The sequence below is a fragment of the Ensifer sp. genome, assembly GCF_035999185.1.
Taxonomy (GTDB): domain Bacteria; phylum Pseudomonadota; class Alphaproteobacteria; order Rhizobiales; family Rhizobiaceae; genus Ensifer.
The window spans coordinates 79,658-92,532 of the sequence record NZ_DASYHB010000101.1 but is presented as its reverse complement, the minus strand read 5'-3'; the positions used below and the strand labels follow the sequence as shown (position 1 = coordinate 92,532).

General features: G+C 62.4%; 10 protein-coding genes. 4 read left to right on the top strand and 6 right to left on the bottom strand.

The window, feature by feature from the left end:
• Positions 1 to 35 precede the first annotated feature (35 nt).
• Entirely contained in the window at positions 36 to 1,934 is a 1,899-nt protein-coding gene (locus VGO04_RS11055; RefSeq protein WP_327496004.1) for a murein L,D-transpeptidase, read from the bottom strand.
• 509 nt (positions 1,935 to 2,443) lie between these two features.
• Between VGO04_RS11055 and fumC the strand changes: the two genes are divergently transcribed.
• Both fumC and VGO04_RS11045 read left to right on the top strand, forming a co-directional pair.
• On the top strand, positions 2,444 to 3,835 hold the full coding sequence (gene fumC, locus VGO04_RS11050; protein ID WP_414650532.1) for a class II fumarate hydratase: 1,392 nt from the start codon (positions 2,444 to 2,446) through the stop codon (positions 3,833 to 3,835).
• Positions 3,836 to 4,025: 190 nt separating this feature from the next.
• Positions 4,026 to 5,096 (top strand): GGDEF domain-containing protein, encoded by a 1,071-nt coding sequence (locus VGO04_RS11045; RefSeq protein WP_327496002.1) that lies wholly within the window; start codon positions 4,026 to 4,028, stop codon positions 5,094 to 5,096.
• 112 nt (positions 5,097 to 5,208) lie between these two features.
• Here VGO04_RS11045 and VGO04_RS11040 read toward each other — a convergent pair whose 3' ends face one another.
• The 3 genes from VGO04_RS11040 to VGO04_RS11030 all read right to left on the bottom strand — a co-directional run bounded on the left by VGO04_RS11040 (position 5,209) and on the right by VGO04_RS11030 (position 7,692).
• Complete coding sequence (locus VGO04_RS11040) at positions 5,209 to 6,000, bottom strand: M15 family metallopeptidase (protein ID WP_327496001.1); 792 nt, start codon at positions 5,998 to 6,000, stop codon at positions 5,209 to 5,211.
• 61 nt (positions 6,001 to 6,061) lie between these two features.
• A complete protein-coding gene (locus VGO04_RS11035) occupies positions 6,062 to 6,670 on the bottom strand; it encodes a pyridoxamine 5'-phosphate oxidase family protein (RefSeq protein ID WP_327496000.1) in 609 nt (202 codons plus the stop codon).
• A gap of 113 nt (positions 6,671 to 6,783) precedes the next feature.
• Positions 6,784 to 7,692, bottom strand: coding sequence for an alpha/beta fold hydrolase (locus VGO04_RS11030; protein ID WP_327495999.1), 909 nt, complete (start codon positions 7,690 to 7,692; stop codon positions 6,784 to 6,786).
• A gap of 47 nt (positions 7,693 to 7,739) precedes the next feature.
• Between VGO04_RS11030 and VGO04_RS11025 the strand changes: the two genes are divergently transcribed.
• Positions 7,740 to 8,222 (top strand): MarR family winged helix-turn-helix transcriptional regulator, encoded by a 483-nt coding sequence (locus VGO04_RS11025; RefSeq protein ID WP_327495998.1) that lies wholly within the window; start codon positions 7,740 to 7,742, stop codon positions 8,220 to 8,222.
• Positions 8,223 to 8,288: 66 nt separating this feature from the next.
• On the opposite strand, the gene VGO04_RS11020 is transcribed toward VGO04_RS11025, so the two are convergent.
• Entirely contained in the window at positions 8,289 to 8,663 is a 375-nt protein-coding gene (locus VGO04_RS11020; protein WP_327495997.1) for a DUF971 domain-containing protein, read from the bottom strand.
• 258 nt (positions 8,664 to 8,921) lie between these two features.
• Here VGO04_RS11020 and moaA point away from each other — a divergent pair, with 258 nt between their 5' ends.
• Entirely contained in the window at positions 8,922 to 9,911 is a 990-nt protein-coding gene (gene moaA / locus VGO04_RS11015; protein ID WP_414650533.1) for a GTP 3',8-cyclase MoaA, read from the top strand.
• Positions 9,912 to 10,194: 283 nt separating this feature from the next.
• Here the strand turns inward: moaA and VGO04_RS11010 are convergent, their stop codons facing one another.
• Positions 10,195 to 12,738, bottom strand: a complete 2,544-nt coding sequence (locus VGO04_RS11010) for a HAMP domain-containing methyl-accepting chemotaxis protein (protein ID WP_327495995.1) — start codon at positions 12,736 to 12,738, stop codon at positions 10,195 to 10,197.
• Positions 12,739 to 12,875: the final 137 nt, after the last annotated feature.

Genomic DNA, 12,875 nt, shown 5'->3' with positions numbered 1-12,875 from the left:
TCGAAGCGGCCTTTTCTTTTGGTTGCTTTGCGGACTCAGCCTTCCGCCCCGCGGGCGTTTCGCGTCGCCTCGAAAGCGCGGTTCATGTACATGTCGCGCTCGTACACGTCGTTGAAGTACTGCACGACGCCGTCCTTGTTCGGCCAGGCGGTGAAATAGGCGACGTAAACAGGAACCTTGACCGGAACCTGCAGCGCCTTGTTGCGTCCGCCGGCAATCTCCTTGCCGACATCGTCGATGCTCGTGCCGAGCACGGCTGCCGCCATGCGCCGCGGATCGGCAAGGCGCACGCAACCGTGGCTCAGCGCGCGGTTGTCGCGGTTGAAGAAGCTCTTCGACGGGGTGTCATGCATGTAGATCGCATGGCTGTTGGGGAAGAGGATCTTCAACTCGCCCAGCGCATTGTCGCTGCTTGGCGGCTGACGCACCGCAACCGATGCGGTCGAGCCGTACCAGTTGACCGACGACGAGGGAACCGGACGACCACCGACCTCGACCTGGTAACCCATGCGATCCAGATAATTCGGGTCGTTTCTGAGCTTCGGCAGCATTTCATTGACGATGATCGACTGCGGCACGCCCCAGTAAGGATTGACCTCGACGGTCTGGATCTCGTCCTCAAAGAAGTAGGTCTGGTTCGTCTTCGAGCCGACGACGACACGCATGGAGAACTGTTCGGCCCCCTTGTCCGTGTAGGTCGCGGTAAACGCCGGCTGGTTGATGAAGACATAGCGGTCGCCAAGACCGTCCGGCAGCCAGCGCGCCTGCTCCATGGCGACTTCGAGCTTGTTGATCTTGGCCGCGATCGTGTCGCCACCGGTCAGAATGCGCAGCGAGGCCTGCCCAACGACGCCATCCGCCTTCAGGCCATGTTCCTTCTGGAAGGCCTCGACCACCGTCACCAGTTCCGGCGTATATTCCGGCGTGCCCTGGTAGGCGGCAAGCACCGCGGCGTGCTCTGTCTTCAGCGCCTCGGAGCCCTTGAGGCGGATACCGGCGACGATGTTGGCAAGCTCAGGATTGCTCTGGCCCGGCTTCAAGAGCGTGTCCGGCGCGATTTCGACGCGCTGTTCGGTGCCCTGCTCCGACCGCAGCTTTTCAAGCTCGACCGAGAGGGCCGCAAACTGCGCGCTCTTCGGGTTCTGGTCGTTGAGGAGCGTCGCCACGTCGCTGCCGGCCGACAACTTGTCGAGAAGCGGCGCGAGCGCAACCGTCTTGCGCTTGAAATCGTGGTAGCCGGAGATCTTGTTGGGATCGATGCGGCCGCGCACCGTGTCCTGGACATAGGTCAGCGTTGCGGCGGAAAGCGAGATCTCGAACTGCAGCAGCTCTTTTTCCCGCGCGATCATGTCGCCGCGATCGAACGTATCGGAGGGCACCGTAACGGCGTAGTCCTGCGGGTCGAGACCGACCTTGGCGGCATCGGCGAGAACGGCGACTGCCGCCTTTGCCTTGGCGTTCACGCCTTCGGCGCCGATCCAGATGTAATCCATGCGCGCGCCATAATGGGCTTCGACGGCCTTGGCGACGTCGCCCGAAGCGCGAACATTGATTTCCGGCAGGAACTGACGGGCATCGGCCAGCGGCGCGCGCAGCATCGGCGGCAGCGCCTCGTTGCGCACCGAGCCGGTGACGACCGGATCAAGCAACTTGTCGGTCGAGATGCGGCGCAGCGGCTCCGCCTTGTAGGTGTAATATTTGGGGCCGGTCACCTTCGGCAGCGGCTTGGCCGCGTTCTGCTGCGGATCGACCATCGTGCCCGCGCCCACACCCGGCAATTGCTCGGTCGGCTGGGCCTGCTGAGATTCAGGCTTCTTGCGGCCAGCCCGGATGAAATCGCCGAACGTGAAGGCCGAAGCCGGCCGCGCATCCATGGTCGCGATCGCACAGCCGCTCATGAGCGCCACAATCGCTGCCGTCTTAATAACTCTCATATGAAACTACGTCCCCGTATCGCGTTGTCGCCGAATTCGACTGAAGCCAGATTCTCGCCACGCCCTCGTGCAGCGAAAGTTATAGAAAAGGATGGTGAATGAAAAGGAAACGCGCCGACGTCTGCCGCTCTCAAATGTCTCTCCCGAGGCTCGAAAACACCTCATTCTAAAGACGTCCGGACGGCCATAAAAATTTGATCCGAATGGATTTTATTTTGCCGGAGGCGCGCCAGCCGGCCCCAGCGTCTTTCAGATACGGCAAAAGAAGACGGCGCCTGTGACCGAAACATCACAACAGGCAAAGTCGCGGACAAGGTTCGAATCACTGCCGGCCGCCATGCACGCCGCGACACCGCCGCCTTTCAAACGATTGTAGCATGGCAAGCCGTGCCCGACCTCTTTACAAGCTTCGGCAGCCGGGGCAGAGAGAGCCCCGACACGCTGGGGAGGTGCGCCATCCCGCCCCTCGCCCAGACTTCATGAACCGCATGATCAAGGCAGGTATCACGATGACATCGACGCGCACGGAAACAGATACGTTCGGCCCCATCGAAGTGGCAAACGACCGCTATTGGGGCGCCCAGGCCCAGCGTTCGCTCGGCAACTTCAAAATCGGTTGGGAAAAGCAGCCGGCCTCGATCGTCCGGGCGCTCGGCATCGTCAAGCAGGCCGCCGCCCGCACCAACCAGGCGCTCGGCCGTCTGGATTCGACCGTCGCCGATGCCATCGTCAAGGCATCGCAGGAAGTCATCGACGGCAAGCTCAACGACCATTTCCCGCTCGTCGTCTGGCAGACCGGCTCCGGCACGCAGTCGAACATGAACGCCAACGAGGTCATCTCCAACCGCGCCATCGAACTCATGGGCGGTGTCATGGGCTCGAAGAAGCCGGTGCATCCGAACGACCACGTCAACATGAGCCAGTCGTCGAACGACACCTACCCGACGGCCATGCACATCGCCTGCGCCGAGCGCGTGATCCATGACCTGCTGCCGGCACTGAAGCACCTGCACAAGGCGCTCGAAGCCAAGGTCAAGGCGTTCGACCACATCATCAAGATCGGCCGCACCCACACCCAGGACGCAACGCCGTTGACGCTCGGCCAGGAATTCTCTGGCTACGCCGCCCAGGTCGCCTCCTCGATCAAGCGTATCGAGATGACGCTCCCCGGTCTTTGCGAGCTCGCCCAGGGCGGCACGGCCGTCGGTACCGGCCTCAACGCACCCGTCGGCTTTGCCGAGCAGGTTGCGGACGAGATCGCCAAGATCACCGGCATCGCGTTTACCTCGGCGCCGAACAAGTTCGAGGCGCTGGCCGCTCACGACTCCATGGTCTTCAGCCACGGCGCGATCAATGCGACGGCAGCCGCCCTCTTCAAGATCGCCAACGACATCCGATTCCTCGGCTCCGGCCCGCGTTCCGGCCTGGGCGAACTGTCGCTGCCGGAGAACGAGCCCGGCTCGTCGATCATGCCGGGCAAGGTCAACCCGACCCAGTGCGAAGCGCTGACCCAGGTCTGCGTCCAGGTCTTCGGCAACAACGCGGCGCTGACCTTTGCCGGCAGCCAGGGCCATTTCGAGCTCAACGTCTTCAACCCGCTGATGGCCTACAACTTCCTTCAGTCGGTCCAGCTGCTTTCGGACGCGGCCGTCTCCTTCACCGACAATTGCGTCGTCGGCATCGAAGCACGCGAAGACAACATCAAGGCAGCACTCGACCGCTCGCTGATGCTGGTGACGGCGCTGGCTCCGAAGATCGGCTACGACAATGCCGCCAAGATCGCCAAGACCGCCCACAAGAACGGCACGACGCTGCGTGAAGAAGCAGTCGGCGGCGGCTACGTGACGAACGAAGAGTTCGACGCGGTTGTCCGCCCGGAAACGATGATCAGCCCGGCCTGACCCATTTTGACACACCACGGCGCTTCAACGGCGCCGTGGTTTCAAGCCTCAAACGTACAACTTCAGGGTGAATTTGAATACACCCAAACGTTGCGCGACACACGGCGGCGGCAAATATTAAGACTTCGCAAATCATTTGCCCCTAAAAATAACAAGCAGTAAGCACCGAATAATATTAGGGGGTTTGCACATGCAAACGGCAAGCTCGGGCAAGTCTCAGACGCCCGATATCGCAGCGCAGGTGACCCATGCGATGCGGATGATGGGCGTAGCCCCCATCCCCCGAAACTACGAACTTTATTACGAAGCCTATCTCGGCTCGAACCCGCAGCTTTCCAAGGAACTGGCAGCGCTCGGAAGCCGCGCGACCCAGGAAGAGCTGGATGCGATCGGCGCCCAGTACTTCAGCCACATCCATCGATCGCACGGCATCGAGCGCGCCCACACGACGCTGACGGCCAAGCTTGCCGAACTCGTCACTCTGCTCAGAGACGAACAATACGCGCTCGAGAACTACAACAAGGTCCTCGACGAGGCCTATGTCAACATCGTCAGCAAGAACGCATCCAGCGCCGACATCCTGCGCAATGCGATCGGCATTCTGACCGAAGCCACAGCCGAGACGATGAGCCAGGGCAAGGAGCGGGTCGAAACCGTCGTCCAGAAGTCCTTCGAGATGGAAGTCATCCGGCAGGAACTCGACGAGTACAAGCGCATCGCCAACACCGATTCGCTCACACGGCTCGCCAACCGCCGCGCCTTCGACGACAACCTGGCGGCCGTCTACAACAACGAGCACTTGAAGAATTTCACCGGCCTGCTCGTTGCCGACATCGACCATTTCAAGAAGGTCAACGACACCTTCGGCCATCCGGTCGGCGACAAGATCCTGGCGACCGTTGGCGGCGTTCTGCGTGCCAACCTGCGTCGCGAAGCCTTCGTCGCGCGCACTGGTGGCGAGGAATTCGCCATCATCCTTGGCGACAGCACCCAGGAAGAATGCCTCCAGATCGCCGATCGCATCCGCACGGTGCTTGCCTCGACGCCGTTCCGCAACTCCAAGACCGGCGTCAACTACGGCCCGATCACGCTCTCAGTCGGCGTCTGCATGGCAACCGCGGCCGAGGATCCGGTCGATCTCTACAACAAGGCGGATATCGCGCTCTATTCGGCCAAGAATGCCGGCCGCAACAAGACGGTGCTGTTTGAAGACGGCATGCGCAAGGAATCCGGGCGCAACTGGCTGATCTACCGGCGCTGATCAGGGCCGGCATGTCTTGCCGTCACGATCGACATCAGGCGCCCCTTCGGGCGCCTTTGTCGTTCCGGCGTCGGCAGACGCACTTCGTGGATCGGTGCCCCTCGAGCGGTCGTTAACGGGAACAGGCGCTGGCACCGGCAAGCCGCCCGATTGCAATCAGTTCCGGCCTGTACTCGAAATGCATTGTATCGAAATGATACCAGCGGCCACCCCAGATGAAACCGTGCTTCTCGAAGATCTCGACGATACCAAGCGGATAGCGGTTACGGTAGCCGCGCGCTCCCTTCCCGGCCCAACGCCAATAGTCCGCAAAGCCGGTGTTCAGATCGATGGCCGCCCCGAAGCTGTGGACCGACAGCGTGGCGGCGCCGGCGATCGGTCGCCAGTTGAAAGTGCCGGCACTTGGAGTGACGTAGCGCTGGAATTCGGCATGCTGTGAAAGCTCGGCAGCCACTGCCTTCAGCGCCGCCGCCGTTCCATTCTTCGTGACCCGCACCCGCTCGCCGAACCAGTCCACGGCCACGAGATCACGCCTGACAGCGGCAGCACTGCCTCCATAGAGCCGTTTCATGAGCGCTTCGCTGCGAATGCGCCCCGGGTCGAAATCGACTGCCGGCGGCCGGGCACAGGCCCCCAGAGGATAGATCTGCGAAAGGCTGTCCTCGATGTCCGCCGCGGCCAGTTTCTCGGCATGGCTCTTCTTCCTGCCATCGTCGATGATGATCGGCGGCCCGCCATCGCTGAGGACCATCGCATTGCCGTCGATCCGCTCGATAGCGTCAGGGTAGGCCGCAGCCAGCAGGCCAAGCTTCTCCGACAGGCCTGGCTCGGCGGCTGACAGCTTGCCGGCCAGAAGCGCGAGCAGAAGTGCACCTCCCAGACCTAGACCTTGCCGCCGCCGCATCCTCGCCTCCACAGGTCTCGCCCCGCACATGGGCGACCGTCGGGATCAGCCCGGCCGCAGCCTACCACATGGTCTTGGCAGCGCGCTCGGGCCATTCGCGATCGTATGTCTCGCGATCGAAGTCCGCCTTGGCGGCCTTGAGCAGTGTGCCCGGTGTCGGCAACGACGCCGGATCAAGAAAGCGATCGGGGTTCCACAGCTGCGCGCGCATGACCGCCCGGGCGCATTGGAAATAGACCTCGCCGATAGTGACGACGATGACGCTGCGCGGATGCTTGCCGTCAACCTCGAAACTCCCGGTCAATTGCGGATCGACACTGAGAACCGCCTTGCCGTTGATGCGCATCGTCGTGGTCGAGCCGGGGATCAGGAACATCAGCGCCACGCGCGGGTCACGCACGATATTGGCAAGCGAATCAACGCGGTTGTTGCCGCGCCAGTCGGGCAGAAGCACGGTCCTGTCATCGGCGATCCGGACCACGCAGTCGTCGTCGCCTCGCGGCGAGCAATCGAGCCCTTCCGGCCCGACGGTCGCAAGCGCGCAGAAGGGCGACGCCTCGATCATCTGCCGGTACTCCGCTGTCAGCGCCTTGGTGACCTTGGCCACCGACGCCTCGCTGACGCCGCCATAGAGCGTGTTGAGTTCCTCGACCGAGGTGATGACCGACATGCTGTCCTCCGATGCTGCCTGGCTACTCCCGCGCCCCGCTCTCGCGGGCACGGGCTCAATCGTCCCTTCGACCGATAGCATGACAGCCTGATGACGGCAGTAACGAAAGAGGGTCAGGCGGCGGCTTTTTGATCCTGTGCGTGTATGAACGCGTTGATGCGCGCGATCACCGGAGCAGCTGAAACGATGCGGCGATGGCCAAGGCCGTTGGCCCAGTACATTTCGACATTCGGTCCGGCCGCCGCGTAGCGGCGTGCATGATCGGCCGAGACCTCCTTGTCATCCTCGGCATGAATGACGAGCGTCGGAACGCCGCGAGCGCCGACGACGCGCGCGGCGTCGAAGTCCTCCAGGCGGCGACCGGAAAGACGTTCGACAACGCCCTCGAAAGCATCCTGGGTCTTCGGCGCGAGACGAAGAACTTTCCCGAAGCCTTTGAAAAGCCAGGTCATCTCGCTTGGTGCGCCGATCAAGACGAGCTTCTTTGCCACATGGCTGTGCACATCACAGACGATGCCACCGGCCGCGCAAGCCAGGCTGCCGCCGCCGAATGAGTGGCCGACGCAAACGTCGAAACCGCCGAAATGCCGCCAGGCGGCATCGATCGCCCTGACGGCCGCCGGCATGGTGAGCGTGCGCCCCGGCGAGCCGCCATGTCCCGGCCAGTCGAGCGTGACCACCTCGGATCCGCCTTTCACCAGACCGTCGATCATCGCGGCCAGATAGTCGCTACGCGATCCCCAGCCGTGGACGAGCAGGATCCGCTTCGTGTTGGCCGCCTCACGCGTCGGAGCGAACTGGCGTGCGAGCACCCAACCCCCGGCGTAGGAAAGCGTGACCGGATGCCCCCTGGCGATGATGGGAGCCGCAGCGGCAAGTGCCGCCCTTTCCTTGGCATTCTTCGGCTTTCGCGAAGGCGTCACGCTGAAGAGCTTGAAAGCGAGCCGGCCGGCTGCCTCGGGCGAGAATACAGCAACGCCTTTCAGCGCGTTGCGGATGACCTTGATCGCAAAGGGTGCCATAGTGAGAATCTCTAGATATGTTCAATGCTGAACATAATTGTACAACGATGAACAAAAATCAAGTGACGACAGAACATCATTTTCCCTGGGACCACCCCCGCTTCCGCAGCTGGATCGCGGTTGCCCGTGCCTGCCAACTGATGCAGCAGACGGTGACCCGCGAGATAGCCCATCTCGACATCAAGCCGCCGCATCTCGATATCCTGATCAATCTCTACCGGTTCGACGGCATTTCGCAGCAGGCACTGGCACGTAAGCTGCTGGTTGGCCGCTCCAACATGAGCATGCTGTTGCCGCACCTGGAAAAGCGCGGGCTGATCCTGCGCCGCGGTGACGAGAAGGACAAACGGGTGCTCAGGTTGTCGCTGACGTCGGAGGGCCGGACGCTGACCGAGGCCGCAATGAAGATCCACACCGCGCTGATTGAAAGATTGCTCGATGACGAGCCGATCGACGACTGCCTGGTGGTCGCCCGATCCATGGAACGGCTGATCGGCCTTCTCCTTAAGGAGGAAGACGAACTGGCCTGACACGGGCGACTGCCTGCGATCGATCCCGAGCGGATCAAGCGTCAGGCACGCCCGGCGCAACAGTCGTCAACGCGGCTTTTCCGCCTTGTCGCGCGACATACCCTTGTCCGCAAGTTCCTGCTCGTAGGCGGCAAACAGATCCGCGCCCTTTTCGCCGAGCTCGCGCAGATAGGTCCAGGTGAAGATTCCGGTGTCATGGAAGTCGTCGAAGCCGATGCGCACCGCATAGTTGCCGGTTGGCTGGACCGAAATGATCTGTACATTGCGCTTGCCGGGCACGGTCACCCGCTGCCCGGGGCCATGCCCCTGCACCTCGGCCGACGGCGAAAGCACGCGCAGCATTTCGGCCGACAGATCGAAGGACGCGCTATCGTTGAAGGTGACGACAAGACGGTGGCGATCCTTCGACACCCTGAGTTCAGTCGGCCAGATTTCGCTCATGTCGAGTGCTCCCGTTCGCGCACGGCAAACTCGGTGCCGTTCCTTCGCCGTTGTATGCATGCATGACGGCGGATATCCACTAGCGCAGAAATCGGCCTTGGAGAATTACCCGTCTCTTCCGATCAACACTTTGCGACAGTATGCGCCTTGACGCGACCATTCTCTGCGACGACATTGAAAGGGCTGGGAGAAAGACGTTTGAACACCGCGACGATAAACCGACTTGGCGCCCTGCCGCTTGAGCAGAAAACCGCCCCGATGATCGACCCCTTCGGGCGGGCGATCACCTATCTGCGCGTGTCCGTCACCGATCGCTGCGATTTCCGCTGCACCTATTGCATGGCGGAACACATGACCTTCCTGCCGAAGAAAGACTTGCTGACGCTCGAGGAACTGCAGCGGCTCTGTTCCGCCTTCATCGAGAAGGGCGTGCGCAAGCTGAGGCTTACCGGCGGCGAACCGCTGGTGCGCAAGAACATCATGTTTCTGGTGCGTGAGCTCGGCAAGGAGATCGAGGCCGGGCGGCTCGACGAGCTGACGCTGACGACCAATGGCTCGCAGCTGGCAAAGCATGCTGCCGAACTGGCCGAGTGCGGCGTCAAGCGCATCAACGTTTCGCTCGACACGCTCGACCCTGCAAAATTCCATCAGATCACCCGCTGGGGCGACCTTGCCAAAGTGTTGGAAGGCATCGACGCTGCCCAGGCAGCCGGCCTGAAGATCAAGATCAACGCGGTCGCGCTCAAGGGCTTCAACGACCAGGAGATCCCGGATCTGATGCGCTGGACGCACGGCCGCGGCATGGATCTGACGCTGATCGAGACCATGCCGATGGGTGAGATCGAGGAAGATCGCACCGACCACTACATGCCGCTTTCCGAGATGCGCAGGCAGCTTGAGGAGAGCTTCACGTTCTCGGATATCCCATACCGGACCGGTGGTCCGGCCCGCTACCTGCAAGTCGCAGAGACCGGCGGACGATTGGGCCTCATCACACCGATGACCCATAATTTCTGCGAGAGCTGCAACCGCGTGCGCCTCACCTGCACCGGAACACTCTACATGTGCCTCGGCCAGAACGACGCCGCCGATTTGCGCACGGCCCTGCGCGCCTCCGACGATGACGCCTATCTGAGCCAGGTGATCGACGAAGCGATCGGCCGCAAGCCGAAGGGCCACGACTTCATCATCGACCGCGACCACAACCGCCCCGCCGTCGCCCGCCACATGAGCGTCACCGGCGGCTGATCTAGCCAGTTCCAGACTTTGAAACAACAACCGGCAGGCGGCCCCTCAACCGCCTGCCGGCACCTTCTCCGCGCAGTTGGGGAGAAGGGATGTGGGGAACACTTTCGTGTCCCCACGTACTCGCGTGGAACCGTCAGCAGCTTGTGCTTTCCGACTGCCTGGATGGCCTGTTTGGCGGAGGGCACATCCCCTCTCCCCGTTTGCCGGGAGAGAGTTAGCGTGAGGGGCAGGTCTTAAGATTGCAGGTGCGTCGATAGCCATAGCGACGACTGCAACGCGTTGCTCAGGCGGCGTAGCCGAAGCGACCCCGCCCCTGCGCACCCGCGCCTTCAGTACCCGTGCGGAAGCGCTCGATCTTTTCGTTGAGCGCTTCGACCTGGCGGCGAAGACCATGGATCTCGGCGGTGTTTTCCTCGACCATCGCAGCGTTCTGCTGGGTAATCAGCTCGACCTCGTGGACGGCGGAGTTCACCTCGTTGAGACCGGTGTACTGGTCTGCGGCCGACGCCTCGATGTTGCTGACCAGGTCGTGGATCGTGGTGATGTGACTGTTGATGACGGTGAGCGCATCACCGGTTTCCTGGACAAGCGCCACGCCGCTTCTGACCTGTGCCGAGCTTTCGGAGATCAACCCCTTGATCTCGCGGGCAGCACCTGCGCAACGCTGGGCGAGCTCGCGCACTTCCTGCGCCACGACGGCGAAGCCACGACCCGCCTCGCCTGCCCGCGCCGCCTCGACGCCGGCGTTGAGAGCAAGGAGGTTGGTCTGGAAGGCGATCTCGTCGATGACGCCGATGATCGTGCTGATCTTCTCCGACGAGCGGTTGATCTCGGCCATCGCATCAATTGCCTTGGCAACCACCTGGCCGGAATGCTGGGCATAGGAGTTTGTTTCGCCGACCGAGACCGTCGTCTTTCGGGCGCTCTCGGCGGTTGCCCGCACGATGTCCGTCAGTTGCCGAAGGGCCCGCGAGCTTTCCTCCAGGGCTGCCGCCTGCTGCTCGGTGCGGCGGGCGAGATCGTCGGCTGACGAGGCAAGATTGCCGGTACCACCGGTGATTTCACCGGTCACGATCCGCACATCCGAGAGCGTCGCACGCAGAGCCTCGACGGCATTGTTGTAGGTGCGCGCCATGATCACGTAATCGGCCGGCAGGTCTTCGGACATGCCTTCTTCGAGATCGCCGTCGGCAAGCGCTGCCAGCACGTCCGAAAGCGCATTCAGCGCCTGCATTTGCTCGGCTTCGATCCGGGCGCGTTCGGCGGCACGGCGGGCTTCTTCCTCGGCCGACAGCACGCGTGCGGCTTCAGCCTCGCGTCCCAGTCGCACGTTCTCAACCGCGTTGTCGCGGAAGACGGCGACCGAACGGACCATGTCGCCGATCTCGTCGCCGCGGTTGCGGCCCTCGATGGCAACCTCGAGATCGCCATTGGCAAGCCGCGTCATCGTCTCCGTCACGCGCTTCAACGGACCACGCAGCGTCTCGACCAGCATCAGGCCACCAATGATGGAAAGCAGCGTGCCGGCGATCATCGCGACGATCGAGACGTCGGCCGAGCGCTGGCTGTCGACCTTGCCGGCTTCCTGTGCGCTGCTGACGAAGCTTTCGAGCGTCGTGCTGGCATCGGCGACGAAGGCGAATGCTTCGTTCTTGGCCGCCTGCCAGCGGCCGCCGACATCGATCAATGCCGCGGTGTCCTTATCGATGTTCTCGAGCGCGGGGCCGAGTTTGGCGGGCAGGTCGCGCAGTGCCGCGTTCTTGCCGCCGAGTTCGGCGAGCTTTCCTGCCGTTTCGCGAACCGCGTTGATATCCGCGATCACGTGATCGCGTCCTGCGCTGTCGAGCTTGCGATGCAGCTCGCTGATATGCAGGCGCGTGGTGTCGAGGCCCTTGAAGGTGTCACCCATCAGCGCGATCAGCGTCTTCAGCTGCGAGATTTCGGCATCCATGCCGACGAAGCGCTTGGCTGCCGTGTCCGAATTCTTCGCGGCCTCCTTGGCAAAGTCGGCCTCGTATTTGGAGAACTTGCTGAGGATCGGCACGAACGCGTTCTTCTTCGCTTCGTTGTCGTCAGCACCAGCAAGGATCGCCTGCACCTTCTGCGCCTGGCCCTTCAGTTCCGCGATCGGCGCCTGCACCTTTTCCGAAGCGATCTTTTCGGCCTCGTCGATCTGCTTCAGCAGATGTGGCAAGAGCTTGCCGGCCTGGTCGACCTTGGCGTCCGGATTGACGGCCATCGTCACCGGCAGGCGAAACTTCTTGATCCGCTCGGCAAGCCCCTGATAGGCGGCGGCATCGAAAAGCAGCGCCTTGGCGAAGGCTTCCTTTTCGCCGGACTCCTTGCGGATGATGTCGATCTGCTTGTAGGCGCTGTTGCCCTGCGCGGTCATGTCGGTGAGTGCCGCCTCGAGCGAGGCCGTGACCTGGTCTCTTGCAAGCTTCGTCGCCCAGAGTTTTTCCGTCTGGCCGCGCATCGTCTCGCCGAGCGCCAGGACCGAGGCGATTTCGGCCTTGTCCTCAGCACGGGTCAACAGGCCGTCGAGCGCCTTGACACCGCTTTCCTGCTCGTCGATCTGGCTTGCAAGTGCGGCGCGCGTGTCTTCGCCCGGCTGATCGGCAAAGGCCTGCAGCGCGCTGCGCAGCGCCTGGAAATCCGAGAGGTTGTTGATGGTTTCCCGCGTCACGGTCATATGGCCGTTGAGCGTGCGGGCGGTGAAAAAGCCGATGAGGCCGATACCGGCTATCAGCGCGACCAGCGGAACCACGAAGAGCAGAACCTTCGTGACGATTCGCAAGCGTTGCAGCAGGCGATCGATAATAGACATTGCGCACCCCTGATTATTCTTATGGGAAGCAGGCCCGCGCGGCGGTTTGTTCTTGGCGAAACACCGACGGATTGTTTCGCCGAGGTCTCTCCCAAGCCTCGGAAAACAACCCTGGAATGGCCACCCTGCAAGGTTTT

Coding starts and splice junctions, on each gene's coding strand:
- VGO04_RS11055 (WP_327496004.1), bottom strand. CDS start 1,934: ATGAGAGTTATTAAGACGGCAGCGATTGTGGCGCTCATGAGCGGCTGT.
- fumC (WP_414650532.1), top strand. CDS start 2,444: ATGACATCGACGCGCACGGAAACAGATACGTTCGGCCCCATCGAAGTG.
- VGO04_RS11045 (WP_327496002.1), top strand. CDS start 4,026: ATGCAAACGGCAAGCTCGGGCAAGTCTCAGACGCCCGATATCGCAGCG.
- VGO04_RS11040 (WP_327496001.1), bottom strand. CDS start 6,000: ATGCGGCGGCGGCAAGGTCTAGGTCTGGGAGGTGCACTTCTGCTCGCG.
- VGO04_RS11035 (WP_327496000.1), bottom strand. CDS start 6,670: ATGTCGGTCATCACCTCGGTCGAGGAACTCAACACGCTCTATGGCGGC.
- VGO04_RS11030 (WP_327495999.1), bottom strand. CDS start 7,692: ATGGCACCCTTTGCGATCAAGGTCATCCGCAACGCGCTGAAAGGCGTT.
- VGO04_RS11025 (WP_327495998.1), top strand. CDS start 7,740: ATGAACAAAAATCAAGTGACGACAGAACATCATTTTCCCTGGGACCAC.
- VGO04_RS11020 (WP_327495997.1), bottom strand. CDS start 8,663: ATGAGCGAAATCTGGCCGACTGAACTCAGGGTGTCGAAGGATCGCCAC.
- moaA (WP_414650533.1), top strand. CDS start 8,922: ATGATCGACCCCTTCGGGCGGGCGATCACCTATCTGCGCGTGTCCGTC.
- VGO04_RS11010 (WP_327495995.1), bottom strand. CDS start 12,738: ATGTCTATTATCGATCGCCTGCTGCAACGCTTGCGAATCGTCACGAAG.